Here is a 23,004-nt window from a genome sequence, read left to right as displayed (position 1 = left end):
GATGAAGCAGATCCTCTTCTCCGGAATGATCGGGCTCTTCCTGACCCTGATCGGCACCCCCCTGCTGATCAAACTGCTGGCCAAGAAGGGGTACGGGCAGTTCATCCGCGATGACGGCCCGCGCACCCACGGCAGCAAGAAGGGGACGCCCACCATGGGCGGCATCTCCTTCATCCTGGCGACGATCATCGCCTACGTCGTCACGAAGGTGATCACCTCCAGCGACCCGACGTTCTCGGGCGTGCTGGTGCTCTTCCTCTTCGCGGGGATGGGCCTGGTCGGCTTCCTCGACGACTACATCAAGATCGTCAAGCAGCGTTCGCTGGGCCTGCGGGCCAAGGCGAAGATGGCCGGCCAGCTGATCGTCGGCATCGCCTTCGCGGTGCTCTCGTTGCAGTTCGCCGACCTGCGCGGACAGACCCCGGCCTCGGACCGGCTGTCCTTCACCCAGGACTTCGGCTGGCAGATCGGCCCGGTGCTCTTCGTCATCTGGGCGCTGTTCATGATCCTGGCGATGTCCAACGGCGTGAACCTCACCGACGGCCTCGACGGCCTGGCCACCGGCGCCTCGGTGATGGTCTTCGGCGCGTACACCTTCATCGGCATCTGGCAGCACCAGGAGTCCTGCGCCAACCAGATCACCGCGGGACCGGGCTGTTACGAGGTCCGCGACCCCCTCGACCTGGCGGTCGTGGCCTCCGCCTTGATGGGCGCCTGCTTCGGCTTCCTGTGGTGGAACACCTCGCCCGCGAAGATCTTCATGGGCGACACCGGCTCGCTGGCCCTGGGCGGCGCGCTCGCGGGTCTGGCCATCTGCTCCCGCACGGAGCTGCTGCTCGCCCTGCTCGGCGGTCTCTTCGTCCTGATCACCATGTCCGTGGTCATCCAGGTCGGCTCCTTCAAGATGACCGGCAAGCGGGTCTTCCGGATGGCGCCACTACAGCACCACTTCGAACTCAAGGGGTGGTCCGAAGTCCTTGTGGTGGTCAGGTTCTGGATCATCCAGGGCATGTGCGTCATCGTGGGACTCGGCATCTTCTACGGCGGCTGGCAGGCAGCGAAGTGACCACGCACGACCCGGACCGGATCCCCGAGGGGTTCGCCGGCATGGACATCACCGTCGCCGGCCTCGGCGTGAGCGGCATCAGTGCCGCCCGCGCCCTGGCCGGCCTCGGCGCCCGCGTCACGGTCGTGGACGGCGGCGCGGGCGAGAAGCAGCAGGAGTCCGCGCGCGCACTGGAGGCGGCCGGGATCGCCGTCCGCCTCGGCGACGGCGAGACCCTGCCCGAGGGCACCGGCCTGGTCGTCACCTCGCCCGGCTGGAAGCCCGACAGCCCGCTGTTCGCGGCGGCCGCGGCGGCCGGTGTGGACGTCGTCGGCGACGTGGAGATCGCCTGGCGGCTCCGTGGTCCGGACGCGGCCGACTGGCTCGCGGTCACCGGCACGAACGGCAAGACCACCACCGTCCGGATGCTCGCCGCCATCCTGGAGGCCGAGGGCCTGCATACCCTGGCCGTCGGCAACATCGGCACCCCGATCGTCGACGTCGTGCTGAACCAGGGCAAGGACGGCGCCCGCCCCTACGACGTGCTCGCCGTCGAGCTCTCCAGCTACCAGCTGCACTGGGCACCGTCGCTGCGCGCGCACTCCGCCGCGGTCCTCAACCTCGCCCCCGACCACCTCGACTGGCACGGCTCGATGGCGGCCTACGCCGCCGACAAGGGCCGGATCTACGAGGGCAACCGCGTCGCCTGTGTCTACAACGTGGCCGACAAGGCGACCGAGGACCTGGTGCGCGAGGCCGACGTCGAGGAGGGCTGCCGCGCCATCGGCTTCACCCTCGGCACCCCCGGCCCCTCCGAACTCGGCGTCGTCGACGGCATCCTCGTCGACCGCGCCTTCGTCGAGAACCGGCAGAAGCAGGCCCAGGAGCTCGCCGAGGTCTCCGACATCGCCCCCGGCGCGGGCCCCGCCGCCCCGCACAACGTCGCCAACGCCCTCGCCGCCGCCGCGCTGGCCCGGGCCTACGGCGTCGCCCCGGCCGCGGTGCGCGACGGCCTGCGCGCCTTCCACCCGGAGGCCCACCGCATCCAGCACATCGCGGAGATCGACGGCGTCCGCTACATCGACGATTCCAAGGCCACCAACACGCACGCCGCCGAGGCGTCGCTGGCGGCGTACGAGCACATCGTGTGGATCGCCGGCGGGCTCGCGAAGGGCGCGACCTTCGACGAGCTGGTGAAGACGGCGGCGGCCCGGCTGCGCGGCGTGGTGCTGATCGGTGCCGATCGGGCGCTGATTCGCGAAGCCCTGGCGCGACACGCCCCCGAGGTCCCGGTCGTCGACCTCGACCGGACCGACACTGGGGCGATGCCCGAGGCCGTCCGGGAAGCGACCCGTCTGGCCGAGCCCGGCGACACCGTCCTGCTGGCCCCGGCCTGTGCCTCGATGGACATGTTCGTCAATTACAACAAGCGGGGCGACGCCTTCGCCGATGCGGTCCGCGAGCTGACCGCGAGGGACCAGTAGACCGTTTCTCCCCGTGGCCGCCGGCAGCCGGCGGCGAGCGCACCTGGAGGGGACGAGGATGACGGCCCGATCGGCGGACGCAGGGAGAGCGGGCGGGGGATCTTCTGCGAGAGCGGGCGGCGGATCGTCCGCGGGACCGCGTGCGGGAGCCTCTGCGCGAGCCGGCGGACGCGGATCCGGCCCCGCGCGCCCGCCCCGCCGGCCCGCAACGGCGCGCCCGGCGCGCGGCGGCGGCCGTCCACCGGCCGGCGGTCCGCGGCGGCTGCTGGACCGGTTGAAGCGCGCCTGGGACCGTCCGCTGACCGCGTACTACCTGATCCTCGGCGGCAGTCTGCTGATCACCGTCCTGGGCCTGGTGATGGTCTACTCGGCGTCCCAGATCAAGGCGCTGCAGTCCGGTCTCGCCCCGTCGTATTTCTTCCGCAAACAGCTGCTCGCGGCCGTGCTCGGCGGCGGGCTGCTGCTGATCGCCACCCGTATGCCGGTCCGGCTGCACCGTACGCTGGCCTATCCGCTGCTCGCGGTCTCGGTCTTCCTGATGTGCCTGGTGCAGATTCCGGGCATAGGGGTCGCGGTCAACGGCAACCAGAACTGGATCAACCTCGGCGGCCCTTTCCAGATGCAACCGAGCGAGTTCGCCAAACTCGCGCTGGTCCTGTGGGGCGCCGACCTGCTGGCCCGCAAGCACGACAAGAAGCTGCTGGTGCAGTGGAAGCACCTGCTGGTGCCGCTGATCCCGGTGGCGTTCCTGCTGCTCGGCCTGATCATGCTCGGCGGCGACATGGGCACCGCGATCATTCTCACGGCGATCCTGTTCGGGCTGCTGTGGCTGGCGGGTGCGCCGACCCGGCTGTTCGTCGGCGTGCTGGGCACCGCGACGGTGATCGGCGCGCTGCTGATCAAGACCAGCGCCAACCGGATGTCCCGGCTGGCCTGCATCGGCGCGACCGATCCGGGCCCCGGTGACCAGTGCTGGCAGGCCGTGCACGGGATCTACGCCCTGGCCTCCGGCGGATTCTTCGGTTCCGGCCTCGGCGCAAGTATGGAAAAATGGGGTGAACTCCCTGAACCGCACACCGACTTCATCTTCGCCATCACCGGGGAGGAACTGGGTCTGGCGGGGACGCTGTCGGTCCTCGCCCTCTTCGCGGCTCTAGGCTATGCGGGTATCCGCGTGGCCGGACGCACGGAGGACCCCTTCGTACGGTACGCCGCGGGAGGCGTGACCACCTGGATCACGGCCCAGGCCGTGGTCAACATCGGTGCGGTGCTCGGCCTGCTGCCGATCGCCGGTGTCCCGCTCCCGCTGTTCTCCTACGGAGGCTCCGCCCTGCTGCCGACGATGTTCGCCGTCGGGCTGCTGATCGCCTTCGCGCGTGACGAGCCCGCCGCACGGGCGGCACTGGCCGCGCTGGCTACGCGGAAGCCGGTTTTCGGCAGGAAACCGGCTGGGGTGAGATGGAAGACGATGAGACGGCGCGTCAAGAAGCGGCCGTCCGGAGAGCGGTGAATTTCGGTGCATGTCGTACTCGCCGGTGGGGGGACCGCCGGCCACATCGAGCCCGCGCTCGCCCTCGCGGACGCACTGCGGAGGCAGGACCCCACCGTGGGGATCACGGCACTCGGCACGGAGAAGGGGCTGGAGACCCGGCTCGTCCCGGAGCGCGGCTATGAGCTGGGCCTCATCCCGGCCGTACCGCTGCCGCGCAAGCCCACCCCCGAACTGATCACCGTCCCCGGGCGGCTGCGCGGCACGATCAAGGCCGCCGAGCAGATCCTGGAGCGCACCAAGGCCGACTGCGTGGTCGGCTTCGGCGGCTACGTGGCGCTGCCCGGCTATCTGGCCGCCAAGCGGCTCGGGGTGCCGATCATCGTCCACGAGGCCAACGCCCGCCCCGGCCTGGCCAACAAGATCGGTTCGCGGTACGCGAAATTCGTCGCCGTCAGCACCCCCGACAGCAAGCTGCGCGGCGCCCGCTACGTCGGCATCCCGCTGCGCCGCACCATCGCCACCCTCGACCGGGCCGCGGTCCGCCCCGAGGCGCGGGCCGCCTTCGGCCTCGACCCCAACCTGCCGACCCTGCTGGTGTCCGGTGGCTCCCAGGGTGCCCGCCGGCTGAACGAGGTCATCCAGGCCGCCGTGCCGGCCCTCCAGCGCGCCGGCATCCAGGTGCTCCATGCGGTCGGCCCGAAGAACGAATTGCCGCATGTGGACAACATGCCCGGGATGCCGCCCTATGTCCCGGTACCGTACGTGGACCGGATGGATCTCGCGTACGCCGCGGCGGACATGATGCTCTGCCGTGCGGGCGCGATGACCGTCGCCGAGTTGTCCGCCGTCGGGCTGCCGGCCGCGTTCGTCCCGCTGCCCATCGGCAACGGCGAGCAGCGGCTGAACGCCCAGCCGCTGGTCAACGCCGGCGGGGGCCTGCTGGTCGACGACGCCCAGCTGACCCCGGACTGGGTGCAGGGCAATGTGCTCCCGGTCCTGGCCGATCCGCACCGGCTGTACGAGATGTCCCGCGCGGCCTCCGAGTTCGGCCGCCGGGACGCCGACGAGCTGCTGGTCGGCATGGTGTACGAGGCGATCGAGCAGCACCGCAAGTAGCGCACGAGAGAAGGCAGGGAGCGTGGCCGGACCGACGACCGCCCGGCGCGGCGAGAAGAAGTCACCGTCCGGCCCGCCCTCCTCCGCGGAGGTGCGCGGGCGAAGACTCCGCTGGGTGCGCCTGCCCCGTCGCGCGCCGGGCCGCCGCGGTCTGATCATCATCCTGGTCCTCGCGGTGCTGCTCGGCGCGTTCGGCGTCTGGGCGCTCTACGCCTCCGACTGGCTGCGGCTGGAGCGCGTCCGGGCCACCGGGACCGACGTCCTGACCCCGCGTGAGGTCGTCGCGGCGGCGCACGCCCCGGTGAACTCCCCACTGATCTCGGTGGACACCGACGCCCTCGAACACCGGTTGCGGGCCCGGCTGCCGCGCATCAAGAGCGTTGACGTGGAACGGTCCTGGCCGCACACCATCAGTCTCGAAGTGACGGAAAGAACCCCGGAACTGCTGATGCAAACGGGCGGAAAGTTTGCCGAAGTGGACGTCGAGGGCGTCCGGTTCGCCACCGTCAGCGCCGCCCCCAAGGGCGTTCCCCTTCTGGAAATGTCCGTTTCCGACTCCCCGAGTCTGCGCCGGTTCGGTCCCGACCGGTTGCGGCGCGCCGCGGTCGAGGTCGCTCAGGATCTGCCCCCAGTCGTACGCAAAGACGTACGCAAGGTCCGAGTGCGGTCATATGACGCCATCAGCGTCGAACTGGCCGGCGGGCGCACGGTGGCCTGGGGCAGCCGCGAACAGGGCGCCGAAAAGGCGAAGGTGCTGGTCGCGCTGCTGAAAGCGGCCCGTACCGCCCGGCACTTCGATGTCTCGGTCCCCAGCGCCCCTGCGGTGTCCGGGAGTTGACGTACCAAGTCGCAGGCCAGCACCCTGGATGGCTACGACTATGGGTGATCACATAGGGTGAAAAGAAAAACGGGAGGTTCGGCGTGTTCGTTGAACGGGCGCGCCTTGTCGACTTAGTGTCTCGTTCCAAAGGGACTATGGAACCAAGGAACACAGGCACAGGTAACCCTAAACTTCAACGTTAGGGTTCGGGTCGGCGATACGGACCGTCCCATCGGCATCAGTCGGCGTCCACACGCAAGTGCGGCGACGACACGTAACTCGAGGCGAGAGGCCTTCGACGTGGCAGCACCGCAGAACTACCTCGCAGTCATCAAGGTCGTCGGCATCGGCGGCGGTGGCGTGAACGCCATCAACCGGATGATCGAGGTCGGGCTCAAGGGCGTCGAGTTCATCGCGATCAATACCGATGCGCAGGCGCTGCTGATGAGCGACGCCGACGTCAAGCTCGACGTCGGCCGCGAAATGACCCGCGGCCTCGGCGCCGGCGCCAACCCGGACGTGGGGCGCAAGGCGGCCGAGGACCACCGCGAGGAGATCGAGGAGGTCCTCAAGGGGGCCGACATGGTCTTCGTGACCGCGGGCGAGGGCGGCGGCACCGGCACCGGCGGCGCACCGGTCGTCGCCAACATCGCCCGCTCGCTGGGCGCCCTGACGATCGGTGTGGTCACCCGGCCGTTCACCTTCGAGGGCCGCCGTCGCGCCAACCAGGCCGAGGACGGCATCGCCCAGCTGCGCGAAGAGGTCGACACCCTCATCGTGATCCCCAACGACCGGCTGCTGTCCATCTCGGACCGCCAGGTGAGCGTGCTCGACGCGTTCAAGTCCGCGGACCAGGTGCTGCTGTCGGGTGTCCAGGGCATCACCGACCTGATCACCACGCCCGGCCTGATCAACCTCGACTTCGCCGACGTCAAGTCCGTGATGTCGGAGGCCGGCTCGGCCCTCATGGGCATCGGCTCGGCGCGCGGCGACGACCGCGCGGTGGCCGCCGCGGAGATGGCGATCTCCTCGCCGCTCCTGGAGGCGTCCATCGACGGTGCCCGCGGCGTGCTGCTGTCCATCTCCGGCGGCTCCGACCTCGGCCTGTTCGAGATCAACGAGGCCGCCCAGCTGGTCAGCGAGGCCGCCCACCCGGAGGCCAACATCATCTTCGGTGCGGTCATCGACGACGCGCTGGGTGACGAGGTCCGGGTCACCGTCATCGCCGCGGGCTTCGACGGTGGCCAGCCGCCGGCCCGCCGCGACCAGCAGGCCGCACTGTCGTCCCCGAAGCGCGAGGAGCCGGCCCCGGCCGCCAGCCGTCCGGCCGCCCCGCCCGAGCCCCGCACCCCGGCCTCGTCGTTCGGCGGCCTGGGCTCCGTCCCGGTGCGGGACGCCGGAGCCCTGGCGGACCGTGGCGAACCGGCCGCCGAGCCGGCGTCCTCGCTGGGCGAGTCCGCAGCCACCCCGTCGAGCGGGCCGCAGGTTCCCCCGGCCCGTCCGTCGTACTCCGACAGCGCGGCCGAGGAACTCGACGTTCCCGACTTCCTGAAGTGACGTAAAGCACCGAAGTGATAGGGCAACAGCACCACGAAAGCGGCGCGCACTTCGCCTTCACCGACAGGTGGGGCGGGGTGAGCGCCGCTCCGTATGAGCAGCTCAACCTGGGGGGCGCGGTCGGCGACGACCCGCAGGCCGTCCGCACCAACCGCGCCCTCGCGGCCGGTGCGCTCGGTCTCGACCCGGCCGCGGTGGTCTGGATGAACCAGGTCCACGGCCGGGACGTGGCGGTGGTCGACGGACCCTGGCGCGACGCCGACGTCCCGTGCGTGGACGCGGTGGTGTCGGCCCGCCGGGGTCTCGCACTCGCCGTCCTGACCGCCGACTGCACCCCGGTACTCCTCGCCGACCCGGTCGCGGGCGTCACCGGGGCGGCACATGCCGGCCGGCCGGGCCTGGTCGCCGGTGTCGTACCGGCGGCCGTCGAGGCGATGACCGAGCTGGGCGCGGAGCCGGCCCGGATCCTCGCGTACACCGGCCCGGCGATCTGCGGACGCTGTTACGAGGTGCCCGACCGGATGCGGTCCGAGGTCGCGGCGGTGGTGCCCGAAGCGCACGCGACGACCAGCTGGGGCACCCCGGCGGTGGACGTCATCGCCGGCGTTCGCGCCCAACTCGCCGCGGCGGGCGTGCCGGTGCGTGACGATCCCCACATCCCGGACGTCTGCACGCGGGAATCCGCGGATCACTTCTCCTATCGGCGCGACCGCACGACCGGGCGGCTCGCGAGTTACGTGTGGCTGGACGGCGAGCTGTGACGGACGACCGTAGAACGGAACTGGCGACCAACCTGGCGCGGGTGGAGGATCGTATCTCCGCCGCCTGCGCCAAGGCCGGCCGGCCGCGGGACGAGGTGACGCTGATCGTCGTCACCAAGACCTACCCCGCGAGCGACGCCCGGCTGCTGGCGGAACTTGGCGTGCGGCAGGTCGCCGAGAACCGTGACCAGGAGGCGGCACCCAAGGCCGCCGAATGTGCTGATTTGCCGCTTACTTGGCACTTCGTCGGTCAGTTGCAGACCAACAAGGTGCGGTCCGTGGCGAGTTATGCCGGAATTGTGCAGTCGGTCGACCGGGCACGACTGGTCACCGCGCTCTCCAAGGAAGCGGTCCGCGCGGGCCGCGAGCTGGGGTGCCTTGTCCAGGTGGCACTTGACGCCGAGTCCGGTCAGCAGGGCGAGCGGGGCGGTGTGGCGCCGGACGGCGTCCCGGCGCTGGCGGAGGCGATCGCCGGAGCCGAAGGGCTGCGGCTGGACGGCGTGATGACGGTCGCGCCGCTGGCCGGGCCGTACGCCGGCCGCCAACTGGCCGCGTTCGAACGGCTCATGGAAATCTCAACCGACCTGCGCGCCACCCATCCTGCTGCCAACATGGTGTCCGCAGGCATGAGCGCGGACCTTGAGGACGCCGTGGCGGCCGGAGCGACACATGTGCGCGTCGGTACCGCGGTACTCGGAGTCCGACCACGGCTCGGGTAACGTCGCCAAGCAAGTCGGACCACAGCACAAAATATGGTCATTTCCGCAGAAAGCGGGGAGGCCGCGTGGATCCAAGGCCCTGGTGACGGAGCCGATCCACCACAGAGCGGAGGACGCAGAGAATGGCCGGCGCGATGCGCAAGATGGCGGTCTACCTCGGCCTCGTGGAGGACGATGGGTACGACGGCCGGGGGTTCGACCCCGACGACGAGTTCGAGCCCGAGCTCGACCCGGAACCCGACCGGGGACGGCGGCAACAGCACCAAGTGCAGGCCGAAACACGCCCGGAACGGGACGAACCCGTCCGTGCCGTGACGCCCCCGGCGCAACGCGAACCCGCCCCGCTCGCCCCGGAAAACGGACGACCCGCGCGAATCGCCCCCGTGTCATCCATCACACCCGACCGTCCGAATCTGGAGAAGAACGCACCGGTGATCATGCCCAAGGTTGTGTCCGAGCGGGAGCCCTACCGCATCACCACGCTGCACCCGCGGACCTACAACGAAGCCCGTACCATCGGGGAACACTTCCGCGAGGGCACTCCGGTGATCATGAATCTCACGGAGATGGATGACACCGATGCGAAGCGACTTGTCGACTTTGCGGCCGGTTTGGTGTTTGGTCTTCACGGCAGCATCGAGCGGGTGACGCAGAAGGTGTTCCTGTTGTCGCCTGCTAACGTCGATGTCACGGCGGAGGACAAGGCCCGTATCGCAGAGGGCGGGTTCTTCAACCAGAGCTGAGACGCAACACCGGGCACACCGAGGCCGTTGGGCCGACACAGAAGCAAGGGGAGAGGGACGCGCGAGATGAGTGTCGCTGGTCAGGTGATCTATATCGCGCTGTACTGCTTCCTGATCGTGTTGATCTTCCGGCTGGTGATGGACTATGTCTTCCAGTTCGCCCGTTCATGGCAACCCGGCAAGGCGATGGTGGTCATTCTGGAGGCCGCCTACACTGTCACTGATCCGCCACTCAAGCTTCTGCGGCGGGTAATCCCGCCGCTGCGTCTCGGGGGCGTGGCGCTCGACCTGTCCTTCTTCGTATTGATGATCATCGTCTACATCCTGATCACCGTCGTGAGGTCGGTGTTGTTGGTGTGAACGATACGGTCTTGCCGATTGCCGACGACTACGTTGAGGTGAAGTAGAGATGCCGTTGACCCCCGAGGACGTGCGGAACAAGCAGTTCACGACCGTCCGCCTCCGAGAAGGCTATGACGAGGACGAGGTCGATGCCTTCCTCGATGAGGTCGAAGCCGAACTGACCCGGCTCCTGCGGGAGAACGAGGACCTGCGCGCCAAGCTGGCCGCCGCCACCCGCGCCGCCGCGCAGAACCAGCAGCAGCAGGGGCTGCGCAAGGGACCGGACCAGCAGCAGGAGCAGCAGCAGCGTCCCGGGGCTCCCGTGCCCGCCGCCATATCCGGTCCGCAGCCGGTCCCGCCGCAGCAGCAGGGGATGGGTGGCCCGCCCCAACTGCCCGGTGGTGCACCGCAGCTGCCTCCTGGTCCCGGTGGCCACGGCCCGCAGGGCCCGCACGGTCCCGGTCCGATGGGCCCCGGCGGCCCGATGGGTGGCCCGATGGGCGGCCCCGGTGGTCCGCAGCAGCTCCAGCAGGGCGGCCCGCAGGGCGGTCCCGGTGGTGACAGTGCCGCGCGCGTGCTGTCGCTGGCGCAGCAGACCGCCGACCAGGCGATCGCGGAGGCCCGTTCCGAGGCCAACAAGATCGTCGGTGAGGCGCGCAGCCGTGCCGAGGGCCTGGAGCGGGACGCCCGCGCCAAGGCCGACGCGCTGGAGCGGGACGCGCAGGAGAAGCACCGCGTGGCGATGGGCTCGCTGGAGTCGGCCCGCGCGACGCTGGAGCGCAAGGTCGAGGACCTGCGCGGCTTCGAGCGCGAGTACCGCACGCGGCTGAAGTCCTACCTGGAGAGCCAGCTGCGTCAGCTGGAGAACCAGGCGGACGACTCGCTCGCCCCGCCGCGGACCCCGGCCGCCGCCTCGCTGCCGCCGTCCCCGTCGATGGCGTCGGCCGGTGCCGGCACGATGGGCGGCAACCACACCATGGGTGGCGGCCAGTCCATGGGCGGCAACCACTCGATGGGCAACGGTTCCAGCGGTGGTCCGTCCTACGGCGGTCAGCAGCAGATGTCGCCGGCGATGACCCAGCCGATGGCTCCGGTGCGGCCGCAGGGCCCGTCGCCGATGCAGCAGACCCCGTCGCCGATGAGGGGCTTCCTCATCGACGAGGACGACAACTGACGCCCGCCTGAGGCGTACCGTCGGCAATCAGGGCCGGGCCCCGAGGGACTTCCCTCGGGGCCCGGCCCTTTTGTGCGGTGGGTGGGCCCTGACGGGGCGCGCCCCGACAGGGCGTTGGCGACCGGGGTCCATGTTGATAAAACGGTCTCAACTGCCCATACCTGTACGGAAATGGCGAATGCCCCGGTGTGGTGCACACCGGGGCATTCTGGGTGAGGTCGGGCCTCGCGGATTACGCCTTACGGAGGTGGAACGTCAGTGCCAGTGCCTCGTCGGCGAAGGCCGGGCCGTAGCCGCTGTCCGGCTCGCCGGGGGCGAAGTCCGTGGCGAGGACCTCCTCGGCGATCAGACCGGCGTGCTCGGCCAGGGCCGTACGGACTTCCTCCTCGGACGACGCCCAGCGCAGCGCGATCCGGTCGGCGACGTCCAGACCGCTGTTCTTCCGCGCCTCCTGGATCAGCCGGATCGCGTCCCGGGCCAGACCGGCCCGGCGCAGCTCGGGGGTGATCTCCAGGTCCAGGGCGACCGTGGCGCCCGCGTCGGAGGCCACCGACCAGCCCTCGCGGGGGGTTTCGGTGATGATGACCTCGTCCGGGGTGAGGGAGACGGTCTCGCCGTCGACCTCGACGCTCGCCGTGCCTTCCCGGAGCGCGAGCGAGAGCGCCGCGGCGTCCGCGCCGGCGATGGCCTTGGCGACCGCCTGGACGCCCTTGCCGAACCGCTTGCCCAGCGCACGGAAGTTGGCCTTCGCGGTGGTGTCGACGAGCGAGCCGCCGCCCCCTCGACCAGAGGAAGATTCTGCGAGGGATGCCAGCGAGCTGACGTTCAGCTCCTCGGCGATCTGGGCGCGCAGGTCCTCGGGCAGCCCGGCGAAGCCGTGGGCCGCGACCAGCGCGCGGGACAGCGGCTGGCGGGTCTTCACACCGGACTCGGCGCGGGTCGCCCGGCCCAGCTCGACCAGCCGGCGGACCAGCGCCATCTGGGCGGAGAGCGCCGGGTCGATCAGCGACTGCTCGGCGACCGGCCAGCTGGAGAGGTGGACGGAGTCCGGGGCGTCCGGGGTGACCGGGGCGACCAGGTCCTGCCAGACCCGCTCGGTGATGAACGGGGTGAGCGGCGCCATCAGGCGGGTGACCGTCTCGATGACCTCGTGGAGGGTGCGCAGCGCGGCCGCGTCGCCCTGCCAGAAGCGGCGGCGCGAGCGGCGGACGTACCAGTTGGACAGGTCGTCGACGAAGGCGGACAGCAGCTTGCCGGCGCGCTGGGTGTCGAAGGACTCCAGGGAGTCGGTGACCTGCTCGACGAGGGTGTTCAGTTCACCGAGCAGCCAGCGGTCCAGCAGCGGCCGCTCGGCCGGGGCCGGGTCGGACGCGGACGGCGCCCACTGGGACGTCCGGGCGTACAGCGCCTGGAAGGCGACGGTGTTCCAGTACGTCAGCAGGGTCTTGCGGACGACTTCCTGGATGGTGTTGTGGCCCACCCGGCGGGCGGCCCACGGCGAACCGCCGGCCGCCATGAACCAGCGGACCGCGTCCGCGCCGTGCTGGTCCATGAGCGGGATCGGCTGGAGGATGTTGCCCAGGTGCTTGGACATCTTCCGGCCGTCCTCGGCGAGGATGTGGCCGAGGCAGACCACGTTCTCGTACGACGACTTGTCGAAGACCAGGGTGCCGACGGCCATCAGCGTGTAGAACCAGCCGCGGGTCTGGTCGATGGCCTCCGAGATGAACTGCGCCGGGTAGCGCTTCTCGAAGAGCTCCTTGTTGCGGTACGGGTAGCCCCACTGCGCGAACGGCATCGAGCCGGAGTCGTACCAGGCGTCGATGACCTCCGGGACGCGGACCGCGGTGTGGGCGCAGCCCTCCTCGGGGCACCCGAAGGTGATCGCGTCGATGAACGGGCGGTGCGGGTCCAGGCCCGACTGGTCGGTGCCGGTCAGCTCGGTCAGCTCGGCGAGCGAGCCGACGCAGGTGAGGTGGTCGTCCTCGCAGCGCCAGATGGGCAGCGGGGTGCCCCAGTAGCGGTTGCGGGACAGCGCCCAGTCGATGTTGTTGCTCAGCCAGTCGCCGAACCGGCCGTGCTTGACCGACTCGGGGAACCAGCTGGTGTTCTCGTTCTCCCGGAGGAGGGCGTCCTTGACGGCGGTGGTGCGGATGTACCACGACGGCTGGGCGTAGTAGAGCAGTGCGGTGTGGCAGCGCCAGCAGTGCGGGTAGCTGTGCTCGTAGGCGATGTGCTTGAAGAGCAGGCCGCGGGCGTCCAGGTCGGCCACCAGCGTGCCGTCGGCCTTCTTGAAGAACTGGCCGCCGACCAGGGGGAGTTCGTCCTCGAAGGTGCCGTCGGGGCGGACCGGGTTGACGACCGGGAGGCCGTACGCCTTGCAGGTCTTGAGGTCGTCCTCACCGAAGGCCGGGGCCTGGTGGACCAGACCCGTGCCGTCGTCGGTGGTGACGTACTCGGCGTTGACGACGAAGTTGGCGCCGTCCAGCTCGACCAGGGAGAACGGGCGCTCGTAGGACCAGCGCTCCATCTCGCGGCCGGTGAAGGACTGCCCGGTGGCCTCCCAGCCCTCGCCCAGCGCCTTCTCCAGCAGGGGTTCGGCGACGACCAGCTTCTCCGTGCCGTCGGTGGCGACGACGTAGGTGACGTCCGGGTGCGCGGCGGCGGCGACGTTGGAGACCAGGGTCCAGGGGGTCGTCGTCCAGACCAGCAGCGCGGCCTCGCCGGCCAGCGGGCCGGAGGTCAGCGGGAGGCGGACGTAGACCGAGGGGTCGACGACGGTTTCGTAGCCCTGTGCCAGCTCGTGGTCCGACAGGCCGGTGCCGCAGCGCGGGCACCACGGGGCGACGCGGTGGTCCTGGACCAGCAGGCCCTTGGTGAAGATCTGCTTCAGCGACCACCACACCGACTCGATGTAGTCGGGGTCCATGGTGCGGTACGGGTTGTCGAGGTCGGTCCAGTAGCCCATCCGCGTGGTGAGCTCGGCGAAGGCGTCGGTGTGCCGGGTCACCGATTCGCGGCACTTGGCGTTGAACTCGGCGATGCCGTACGCCTCGATGTCCTTCTTGCCGTTGAAGCCCAGCTCCTTCTCCACGGCCAGCTCGACCGGGAGGCCGTGGCAGTCCCAGCCGGCCTTGCGGTCGACGTGGTAGCCCTGCATCGTGCGGAACCGGGGGAAGACGTCCTTGAAGACGCGGGCCTCGATGTGGTGCGCGCCGGGCATGCCGTTGGCTGTCGGGGGGCCCTCGTAGAAGACCCACTCGGGCCGGCCCTCGGACTGCTGGAGGGTGCGGGCGAAGACCTTCTGCTCCTGCCAGAAATCGAGCACGGCGTGCTCGAGGGCGGGCAGGTCTACCTGGGCGGGTACCTGGCGGTACAAGGGCTGCTCACTCATCGGGGGCTTCCTCCGGCGGACATCTGCTGCTTCTCCGTCCGGAGGGACGAGAGCCCTGGCTCCCGCGGTACCACCCTCCTTGGCGGTGCGTGCCGCACCGCCCCCTCATTGGGGTCGCGCTGCCGGTTCTACTCGCCCTTTCCAGAGCTTTCTTCCGGCGGCTCCGGGGTGATCTTCACGCCGCGCACGCCCCCGGGCTTCCACCGTCCCCGGGTCGCTGCTGGCTGCGTACGGCGCTACTCGTCCCATCACTGCCTCTCGCTGGGCCCAGTGTACGGGGCGCCACCGACAGCGGCCGACCGGAATTCCGGCGGGGGCGTACGGGGGCGGGCGCAGGGTTCCGCAGGGAGTGCCGGCGGTGGTGCGGAACGGGGGCGCGCGACCGGGCCGTGACCCGAATGGCCAGCGGCCGGGTGCCGGGCGGCCAAGCGGATTACCGGGCGGGTAGCGGGGCACAACCGAGGCAGACCGGACTTCCGGGCCGGGTGGCAGGACCCGATGGGGCGGTGCGTCCCGTTGCCGCGTGCTCTGTGGCGATTTATCGTTCCCGTCACGATTCGCGAATAAAAGTCACATATGTGAAGGGGTCGCGGCCATGGTGGCGAAGAAGACCGCCGCGGAGAAGAGCACGACGCCTGCCGGCGAGGCCGTCGCGAAGCAGCCCGCACCGAAGAACAGCACTCCGAAGAAGGCCGCTCCGAAGAAGGCTGCCGCCCGGAAGACGACGGCCACGAAGACCACGGCCAAGAAGACGGCGGCCGCGAAGACCGCGAAGCGGGCTCCGGCCACGAAGGCCGCGGTGCCCGCGAAGAAGACGGGAGCCAAGACGGTGGTGGCGAAGAAGACGGCGGCCGCGACGGCCGGGGAGCACGGCAACGACTCCGCGGTGCCCGTGGCCCGGACGGCCGCGGCGCCCGGCGAGCTCGCGGTCCGGCCCGGCGAGGACCCCTGGACGGCCGCCGAGGTCGCCGAGGCCCGGTCGGAACTGATGGAGGAGGTCGGGCGGCTGCGGCTGGAGATCACCACCGCCGAGGACGCCATCGCCGGGCTGATGCGCGACTCCGGCGACGGCGCCGGCGACGACGAGGCGGACACCGGCAGCAAGAACATCACCCGTGAACACGAGCTCGCGCTCGCCTCCAACGCCCGCGAGATGCTCCACCAGACCGAGCGGGCCCTCGGCCGGCTGGACGCGGGCACCTACGGACTGTGCGAGAACTGCGGCAACCCCATCGGCAAGGCGCGGATGCAGGCATTCCCCCGGGCGACGCTGTGCGTGGAGTGCAAGCAGAAGCAGGAGCGCCGCTGAGCCGGCGCCCTCGGACCGGTCGTCGCGGGCGGCCCCCGGACCGCCCGCGCCCGTACGTGTGTGCCGTACTCTCGTGGTTCAGCCAGGCACGGCCTGGCGGCGGACACGACGGGCTGAGGGACTCACACGTGGCAGAGGCGGAACGCATCACCGGCACGCCGGAACCCGAGCCGGGTACCGGAGCGGATTCCCCGGTGGATTCCACAGCGGGGGACGCAGCGGACGCACCGGCGGAGGCGGAGCGGGGCGCCGGCCGCGGCAAGCGGCGGATCGCCGCGCTGCTGCTGGTGGCGTGCGTGGTCTACCTGCTCGACCTGGGAAGCAAGCTGCTGGTCGTGGCCAAGCTGGAGAACCACGAGCCGATCCAGGTGATCGGCACGCTGCTGCAGTTCAGTGTGATCCGCAACCGCGGCGCCGCCTTCAGCATCGGCGAGGCGCTGACCATCTTCCTGACGATCATCGCGGCGGCCGTGATCCTGGTCATCGCCCGGGTCGCCCGCAAGCTCTACAGCCTGCCCTGGGCCATCGCCCTCGGGCTGCTGCTCGGCGGCGCCTTCGGCAACCTCACCGACCGGATCTTCCGCTCGCCGGGCGTCTTCGAGGGTGCCGTGGTCGACTTCATCGCCCCCGCCCACTTCGCCGTCTTCAACCTCGCCGACTCCGCCATCGTCTGCGGCGGCATCCTGATCGTGATCCTCTCGTTCCGGGGGCTGGACCCCGACGGGACGCTCCACAAGGACTGACCTCACCAGGGGTCGGGGGCCGGGCCCCCGGCCGCCGGGCAGGGCACCGTGGGGCGACTGCCATACTCGTGGGGTGAGCACGCTTCCCGAGATCCGCACCCTGCCCGTACCGGACGGCCTGGAGGGCGAGCGCGTCGACGCCGCGCTGGCCCGGATGTTCGGCTTCTCCCGTACGAAGGCGGCCGAACTCGCCGCCTCCGGAAAGGTCCGGGTCGACGGGTCCGAGGTGATGAAGTCCGAGCGGGTGCGCGGCGGTGCCTGGCTGGAGGTCGAGATGCCGCAGGCCGCGGCGCCCGTGGAGATCGTGCCCGAGCCCGTCGAGGGCATGGAGATCGTGCATGACGACGACGACATCGTCGTGATCGTCAAGCCGGTGGGCGTGGCCGCGCACCCCAGCCCCGGCTGGACCGGCACCACCGTCATCGGCGGCCTGGCCGCGGCCGGCTACCGCATCTCCACCTCCGGTGCCGCCGAGCGCCAGGGCATCGTGCACCGCCTCGACGTCGGCACCTCCGGCCTGATGGTGGTCGCCAAGTCCGAGCGGGCGTACACGTCCCTCAAGCGGCAGTTCAAGGAGCGCGTCCCCGACAAGCGCTACCACGCGCTGGTCCAGGGCCACCCGGACCCCATGAGCGGCACCATCGACGCCCCCATCGGCCGGCACCCGCAGCACGACTACAAGTGGGCGGTCACCGCCGAGGGCAAGCCGTCGGTCACGCACTACGACCTGATCGAGGCGTTCCGCGCGGCCAGCCTGCTGGACATCAAGCTGGAGACCGGCCGCACCCACCAGATCCGGGTGCACATGGCCGCCCACCGCCACCCCTGCGTCGGTGACCTCACCTACGGCGCGGACCCCACCCTCGCCAAGCGGCTGGGCGTCGGCCGGCAGTGGCTGCACGCGGTCCGCCTCGGCTTCGAGCACCCCTCCGACGGCAGCTGGGTCGAGTTCGCGTCCGCCTACCCGGACGACCTCCAGCACGCCCTGGACACCGTGCGGGACGAGAGCAGCTGACCGGGCCGGGTGACGGCGCGCGGCCGGCGGAACGCGGCGCCGCGCGGGCCGGCACGGCGGTCAACCACGGCGGGCATGGCACCCTTGGTCGGAAAGTGATCGAATCCGACCGCTTCGGAGCGTAGCCACCGTGGATCAGCTGGCTCTGCTGTTCGTCCTTCTGCTCGGAGCCGTGGTGATGGTTCCGGTCGGCGACCGGCTGGGACTGCCGTCACCGGTGCTGATGACCCTCGCCGGGGCCGTCCTGGCGCTGCTGCCGTTCGTCCCCAACGTCGAGGTACCGCCCGAGTTCATCCTGCCCGTGGTGCTGCCGCCGCTGCTCTACGCGGCCGTGCAGCGCACGTCCTGGCGGCAGTTCACCGCCAACCTCCGGCCGATCTTCCTGCTCGCCGTCGCGCTGGTCTTCGCCACCACGGCCGCGGTGGCCGCGGTCGCCCAGGCGGTGGTGCCCGGGATGCCGGTGGCCGCCGCGGTGGTGCTCGGCGCGCTGGTCGCCCCGCCCGACCCGGTGGCCGCGACCGCGGTCGCCGGCAAACTGGGGCTGCCCCGCCGGATGGTCTCCATCCTGGAGGGCGAGGGCCTCTTCAACGACGTCACCGCGATCGTGCTCTACCACGTCGCGCTCGCCGCGGTGGTCAGCGGCAGCTTCTCGGTGCCCGGCGCGCTCGGCTCGCTGGTCCTGTCCGCCGTGGTGGCCATAGCGGTCGGTCTGGCGATCGGCTGGGTGACCAACAAGCTGATGGGCCTGCTCGGCGACCCCACGCTGCAGATCGGGCTGACGCTGCTGGTGCCGTTCGTGGCGTACGTGCTCGCCGAGGAGTTCCGCGGCTCCGGGGTGCTGGCGGTGCTGACCTGCGCGCTCTTCCTCGCCGAGTATGCGGTCGACCCGGACGACGTGATGGGCCGGCTCGCCGGATACACCTTCTGGGAGGTCGTCGACACCCTCGTCACCGGTGTGGCCTTCGGGCTGATCGGCCTGGAGCTGCACAACATCTTCGGGGCCGCCGCACACCGCTGGGGCCAGCTGATCGGCGCCGGTGCCGCGGTCGTGGCGGTCGTCGTCGGCGTCCGCCTGCTGTGGCTGCTGCCCGCCGCCTGGCTGGCGAAGCGGATGCACAAGCGCCGCGACTACGACGAGGACATCCCGATGAGCTGGCGCGAGACGCTCATCATGTGGTGGTCGGGGATGCGCGGGGTGGCCTCGGTGGCGCTGGCGCTGGCCATCCCGTTCGGCGTGGACGGCGGGCCGTTCCCGGCCCGGAACGACATCCTCTTCATCGCGTTCGCGGTGGTCCTCGCCACCCTCCTCGTCCAGGGTCTGACGCTGCCCTGGCTCGTGCGCAGGCTGCGGGTGCGGGCCGACACCGATGCCGTGGACGCCCTGGAGCGGGAGCTGGCGGTCCGGGTGATCAAGGCGTCCAAGCGGCGGCTGAAGGAGATCATGGAGGTCGAGGAGCTGCCCGACGAGGTCAGCGACCAGCTCTCCCGCCGGGCCTTCGACATCGGCGCCCGGATCGCGCCGGACATCGTCGACGACGAGCGGCGCGACCTCTTCGAGAAGCGGATCAGCCGGCTGAAGAAGGTGCAGCGCATCCAGGGCGAGATGCTTTCGGCGGCCCGCCACGAGGTGCTGGCCGCGCGCAGCGAACCGGGCGCCGACCCGGAGATCGTCGACCGGGTGCTGCGCCACCTGGACATGCGCAGTCTGCGCGGCGCCCCCTGAGACGTCCGTGGGTCCACGGGGCCCCCGGGGTCAGTCGCGCGTGCGGCCCGCGTCCGGCGGTCCGTCCAGCTCCGCCGGTGCCGTGCTGATCCGCGGCAGCGCGTAGGCGTGCTCGGTCCGCAGCCATTCGAGCATCCGCTCGCGGACCTCGCAGCGCACGGACCAGATCGCGTCCGCGTCCCGGGCGGTGACCAGCGCCCGCACCAGGATCGTGGTCGGCGTGGTGTCGCTGACCACCAGGCTCCAGGCCCGGCCGTCCCAGTCCGGGCACTCCTGGAGGACCTCCAGCAGGTGCTGCCGCATCTTCTCCACCGGCGCGCTGTGGTCGAGGTGGAAGAAGACCGTGCCGGTCATCTGGGCGCCGCCGCGCGACCAGTTCTCGAACGGCTTGCCGGTGAAGTACGACACCGGCATGGTGATCCGCCGCTCGTCCCAGGTCCGCACGGTCAGGAAGGTCAGCGTGATCTCCTCGACGGTGCCCCATTCGCCGTCCACCACGACGGTGTCGCCGATCCGCACCATGTCGCCGAAGGCGATCTGCAGCCCGGCGAAGAGGTTGCCGAGGGTGGACTGGGCGGCGATACCGGCGACGATGCCCAGCAGCCCGGCGGACGCCAGCATGGACGTGCCGACCGTCCGCATCTCCGGGAAGGTCAGCAGCATCGAGGCGGCCGCGACGACGGTCACCACCGCCGTCACCACCCGCTGGATCAGCGTCACCTGGGTGCGCACCCGCCGCACCCGCGCCACGTCCCGGGCAGTGGCCGCGTAGCGGGAGTACGACGACTCCACTATCGCCGCCGCGGCCCGGATGGCCAGCCAGGCGGTGGCCGCGATCAGCACCAGGCTGAGCGTCTGGCCGATCCCCGCCTCGTGGTTCTCGACGGCCGTCAGCCCGGTCTCGTCGTACGCGCCGCGCAGCAGGGCCGCGCAGAGCGCCACCTGCAGCGGTATCCGGCAGCGCCGCAACAGCCCCCACAGGGGGGTCTCGGGGTGCGCGGCGTCCACCCGGCGCAGGGCCCGGTCGGCGAGCCAGACCAGGACGAGCGTGATGACGACGGAGCCGCCCAGGACGGCGATGGGGCGCAGCACGTCCTCCACGGACACGGATTCCTCCTCGGCTGGGATGCGCTGTCTGTGCGGGTACCCGGTCCTGCCGACCGTAACTGGCAGGATGGAAGGAGAGCGATCCGATCAAGGGAAGTGATGCAGTGCCGGCCACCAGCGAGCCCGCGACCAGCGGGGTTTCGACGATTGTGCTGTTCCACTCGGTGTGCGGGCTGCGCCCCGCGGTGCATGCGGCCGCGGACCGGCTGCGCGCCGCGGGACACGAGGTGATCGTCCCCGACCTGTTCGACGGGCGGACCGCCGACTCCGTGCCGGACGGCATCCTGATCAAGGACGAGATCGGCAAGGAGGAGCTGCTCAAGCGCGCCATCACGGCCGTCGCCCCGTACTCCGAGCGCGGTCTGGTCTATGCCGGGTTCTCCTTCGGCGGCGCGGTCGCCCAGAACCTCGCGCTGGGCGACGAGAAGGCCCGCGGGCTGCTGCTGATGCACGGCACCTCGGACATCGCCGAGGGCGCGGCCGTCGACGAGCTGCCGGTGCAGCTGCACGTCGCCGACCCCGATCCGTTCGAGCCGCACGACTGGCTGACCGCCTGGTACCTGCAGATGCGCCGGGCCGGCGCGGACGTGGAGGTCTTCCGCTACGCCGGCGCCGGCCACCTCTTCACCGACCCCGATCTGCCGGACTACGACGCGGAGGCGGCGGAGAGCGCCTGGAAGGTGGCGCTGGGGTTCCTGGCGGAAATCTGAGGACCTCGGGCCAGGAGGAGCCACCCCCTGGCCCGCCGTCCCGGTCCTAGCCCGCCGGCCGGTCCGCCCGCTCGATCTGCTGGGTGCCGCTCCGGGTGCGGTAGGAGCGCAGCAGGCTGCTGGTCGCGTTCGGGTCGGTCTTGTCGGAGATGCCGTAGTAGTCCATCTGCGTGCGCTCGGCCTGGACGTCCAGGACCCCGTAGCCGTGCGAGTCCATGTCCAGCCACTTCACGTGCCGGTTGGCGGCCCGGATGGCGGCGACCCCGGCCAGCGAGACGGTGTGCGGGGCGACGTGCAGGAAGTCGTCGACGTTGTCGGAGGTGACGGAGGTGACCACGAACTCCGTCGCCACCGGCGCGGTGGCGGGGTAGGTCGCCGCCTTCAGCGGGACGTCGTTGGCCCAGGCCATGTGGATGTCGCCGGTCAGGAAGACGGTGTTGTCGATCCCGCGGTCGCTGAGGTGGCTGAGCAGTTCGCGCCGGTCGTCGGTGTAGCCGTCCCACTGGTCGGTGTTGATCGCCAGGCCCTCCTTGGGTATCCCGAGGATCTCGGCGAGCGGGCCGAGCAGATGCGCCGGTAGGGAGCCGAAGGCGACCTGGGAGACCATCACCGAGGTGCCGACCAGCCGCCAGGCGGTGTCGGAGCGTTCGAGACCGGACTTGAGCCAGTCCAGCTGGGCCCGCCCGGTGATCGTCCGGCCCGGGTCGTCGACCGCGCCGCTGCCCGGTGCCGCCTGCTGGTCGCGGAACGACCGCAGGTCCAGCAGGTGAAGGTCGGCGAGGTTGCCGAAGCGCAGCCGGCGGTAGGTGGTCCCGGCGACGGACGGCCGCACCGGCATCCACTCGAAGTACGCCTGCTTCGCCGCGGCCATCCGGGCGGACCAGGAACCCTCGGTGTCCGGCTGGTGGTTGACCGCACCGCCCTTCCAGGCGTTGTCGGCGAACTCGTGGTCGTCCCAGATGGCGATGACCGGGTGGGTGGCGTGCATCGCCAGCGCGTCCGGGTCGGTCTTGTGGACGCCGTGCCGGATGCGGTAGTCGGCGAGGGTGAGCAGTTCGTGGGCGGGGGAGTGCGGACGCACGACGTACTTGAAGTCCGGGTACTCGCCGGACTTGTACTCGTAGAGGTAGTCGCCGAGGTGCAGCACCGCGTCCAGCTCGGTGCGGGCCGCCAGGTGCCGGTAGGGCGAGAAGTACCCGGATTCCCAGTTGGCGCAGGAGACCACGCCGAAGCGGACGTTGCCCGGCGCGGCGTCGTGCGCGGGGGCGGTGCGGGTGCGGCCGACGGGGGAGTGCTGCCCGCCGGCGGTGAAGCGGTAGTAGTAGGTGGTGGCCGGCCGCAGGCCGCGGACGTCCGCCTTGACGGTGTGGTCGTGGGCCGCCGAGGTGGTCACCTTCCCCCGGGCGACGGCCGTGCCGAAGCCCTTGTCGGCGGACACCTCCCAGGCCACCTCCGTGGCCGGGCCGCGGCCGGAGCCCGGCGTGGCCGACGGGGCCGGGGTGATGCGGGTCCACAGCAGTACGCCGTCCGGCAGCGGGTCCCCCGAAGCGACCCCGTGCTGGAAGAACGAGCCCTGGCCCGGGCCCTGTTGGGCGTGGGCGGTGGTGGCACCGGCGAGCGGCAAGAGGGCGGCGGTGGCGGCGACGGCCGTGACGGCGGTGCGGCGCGAGATCTGGTCGTGATCGGTCACGGGCGATCACCCTACTGGCCGGTAGACCGTCAACGGGAGGGCGGTGCACGGGAATTACCC

At 70.9% G+C, this 23,004-nt stretch carries 19 protein-coding genes; 16 read left to right on the top strand and 3 right to left on the bottom strand.

The annotated features are described in order from the left end of the window. Position 1: 1 nt before the first annotated feature. From mraY to ACGF4C_RS06405, 11 genes are all read left to right on the top strand, one after another. Positions 2-1,066: a phospho-N-acetylmuramoyl-pentapeptide-transferase gene (gene mraY, locus ACGF4C_RS06455; protein ID WP_030417128.1), complete on the top strand. Its 1,065-nt coding sequence runs from the start codon at positions 2-4 to the stop codon at positions 1,064-1,066. Positions 1,067-1,107: 41 nt separating this feature from the next. Further along, positions 1,108-2,529 (top strand): UDP-N-acetylmuramoyl-L-alanine--D-glutamate ligase, encoded by a 1,422-nt coding sequence (gene murD / locus ACGF4C_RS06450; RefSeq protein ID WP_393563941.1) that lies wholly within the window; start codon positions 1,108-1,110, stop codon positions 2,527-2,529. A gap of 58 nt (positions 2,530-2,587) precedes the next feature. Continuing rightward, positions 2,588-4,039, top strand: coding sequence for a putative lipid II flippase FtsW (ftsW, locus tag ACGF4C_RS06445; protein WP_393563753.1), 1,452 nt, complete (start codon positions 2,588-2,590; stop codon positions 4,037-4,039). A gap of 6 nt (positions 4,040-4,045) precedes the next feature. Then, entirely contained in the window at positions 4,046-5,137 is a 1,092-nt protein-coding gene (gene murG, locus ACGF4C_RS06440; protein WP_030415220.1) for an undecaprenyldiphospho-muramoylpentapeptide beta-N-acetylglucosaminyltransferase, read from the top strand. Between the two features lie 22 nt (positions 5,138-5,159). Beyond that, on the top strand, positions 5,160-5,975 hold the full coding sequence (locus ACGF4C_RS06435; RefSeq protein ID WP_393563751.1) for a cell division protein FtsQ/DivIB: 816 nt from the start codon (positions 5,160-5,162) through the stop codon (positions 5,973-5,975). Between the two features lie 282 nt (positions 5,976-6,257). Then, positions 6,258-7,514 carry a cell division protein FtsZ gene (gene ftsZ / locus ACGF4C_RS06430; RefSeq protein WP_393563750.1) on the top strand — a complete coding sequence of 419 codons (1,257 nt, stop codon included), beginning with the start codon at positions 6,258-6,260 and terminating at the stop codon, positions 7,512-7,514. 14 nt (positions 7,515-7,528) lie between these two features. Continuing rightward, positions 7,529-8,275 (top strand): peptidoglycan editing factor PgeF, encoded by a 747-nt coding sequence (gene pgeF, locus ACGF4C_RS06425; RefSeq protein WP_393563748.1) that lies wholly within the window; start codon positions 7,529-7,531, stop codon positions 8,273-8,275. Further along, the gene (locus ACGF4C_RS06420) at positions 8,272-8,994 is read left to right on the top strand and encodes a YggS family pyridoxal phosphate-dependent enzyme (protein WP_393563746.1); all 723 of its coding nucleotides are present in this window, start codon (positions 8,272-8,274) and stop codon (positions 8,992-8,994) included. The genes pgeF and ACGF4C_RS06420 overlap by 4 nt, the downstream gene beginning before the upstream one ends. A gap of 122 nt (positions 8,995-9,116) precedes the next feature. Further along, positions 9,117-9,737 carry a cell division protein SepF gene (sepF, locus tag ACGF4C_RS06415; RefSeq protein ID WP_030415215.1) on the top strand — a complete coding sequence of 207 codons (621 nt, stop codon included), beginning with the start codon at positions 9,117-9,119 and terminating at the stop codon, positions 9,735-9,737. A 66-nt stretch (positions 9,738-9,803) separates the two neighbouring features. Beyond that, a complete protein-coding gene (locus ACGF4C_RS06410; RefSeq protein WP_030415214.1) occupies positions 9,804-10,097 on the top strand; it encodes a YggT family protein in 294 nt (97 codons plus the stop codon). A 49-nt stretch (positions 10,098-10,146) separates the two neighbouring features. Beyond that, entirely contained in the window at positions 10,147-11,253 is a 1,107-nt protein-coding gene (locus tag ACGF4C_RS06405) for a DivIVA domain-containing protein (protein ID WP_030807681.1), read from the top strand. Positions 11,254-11,485: 232 nt separating this feature from the next. Here ACGF4C_RS06405 and ileS read toward each other — a convergent pair whose 3' ends face one another. Beyond that, positions 11,486-14,647 (bottom strand): isoleucine--tRNA ligase, encoded by a 3,162-nt coding sequence (gene ileS / locus ACGF4C_RS06400; RefSeq protein ID WP_393563745.1) that lies wholly within the window; start codon positions 14,645-14,647, stop codon positions 11,486-11,488. 595 nt (positions 14,648-15,242) lie between these two features. Here ileS and ACGF4C_RS06395 point away from each other — a divergent pair. The 4 genes from ACGF4C_RS06395 (at position 15,243) to ACGF4C_RS06380 (ending at position 19,437) form a co-directional block, all read left to right on the top strand. Next, a complete protein-coding gene (locus ACGF4C_RS06395) occupies positions 15,243-15,956 on the top strand; it encodes a TraR/DksA family transcriptional regulator (protein WP_393563744.1) in 714 nt (237 codons plus the stop codon). Between the two features lie 128 nt (positions 15,957-16,084). Then, positions 16,085-16,699 carry a signal peptidase II gene (lspA, locus tag ACGF4C_RS06390; protein WP_393563743.1) on the top strand — a complete coding sequence of 205 codons (615 nt, stop codon included), beginning with the start codon at positions 16,085-16,087 and terminating at the stop codon, positions 16,697-16,699. Between the two features lie 73 nt (positions 16,700-16,772). Beyond that, positions 16,773-17,714 carry an RluA family pseudouridine synthase gene (locus ACGF4C_RS06385; RefSeq protein WP_030415208.1) on the top strand — a complete coding sequence of 314 codons (942 nt, stop codon included), beginning with the start codon at positions 16,773-16,775 and terminating at the stop codon, positions 17,712-17,714. A 130-nt stretch (positions 17,715-17,844) separates the two neighbouring features. Next, positions 17,845-19,437, top strand: a complete 1,593-nt coding sequence (locus ACGF4C_RS06380) for a Na+/H+ antiporter (RefSeq protein ID WP_362141562.1) — start codon at positions 17,845-17,847, stop codon at positions 19,435-19,437. A gap of 30 nt (positions 19,438-19,467) precedes the next feature. Here ACGF4C_RS06380 and ACGF4C_RS06375 read toward each other — a convergent pair whose 3' ends face one another. Beyond that, positions 19,468-20,538, bottom strand: coding sequence for a mechanosensitive ion channel family protein (locus ACGF4C_RS06375; protein WP_393563938.1), 1,071 nt, complete (start codon positions 20,536-20,538; stop codon positions 19,468-19,470). Between the two features lie 110 nt (positions 20,539-20,648). On the opposite strand from ACGF4C_RS06375, the gene ACGF4C_RS06370 reads away from it, so the two are divergent. Beyond that, on the top strand, positions 20,649-21,254 hold the full coding sequence (locus tag ACGF4C_RS06370; RefSeq protein WP_030415205.1) for a dienelactone hydrolase family protein: 606 nt from the start codon (positions 20,649-20,651) through the stop codon (positions 21,252-21,254). A gap of 46 nt (positions 21,255-21,300) precedes the next feature. Here the strand turns inward: ACGF4C_RS06370 and ACGF4C_RS06365 are convergent, their stop codons facing one another. Further along, entirely contained in the window at positions 21,301-22,944 is a 1,644-nt protein-coding gene (locus ACGF4C_RS06365; RefSeq protein ID WP_393563741.1) for an alkaline phosphatase D family protein, read from the bottom strand. Positions 22,945-23,004: the final 60 nt, after the last annotated feature.

It is taken from the genome of Streptomyces sp. NPDC048197 (genome assembly GCF_043202395.1).
Taxonomy (GTDB): Bacteria; Actinomycetota; Actinomycetes; order Streptomycetales; family Streptomycetaceae; genus Streptomyces; species Streptomyces siderophoricus.
This window is presented reverse-complemented; position numbering and strand designations above follow the sequence as displayed.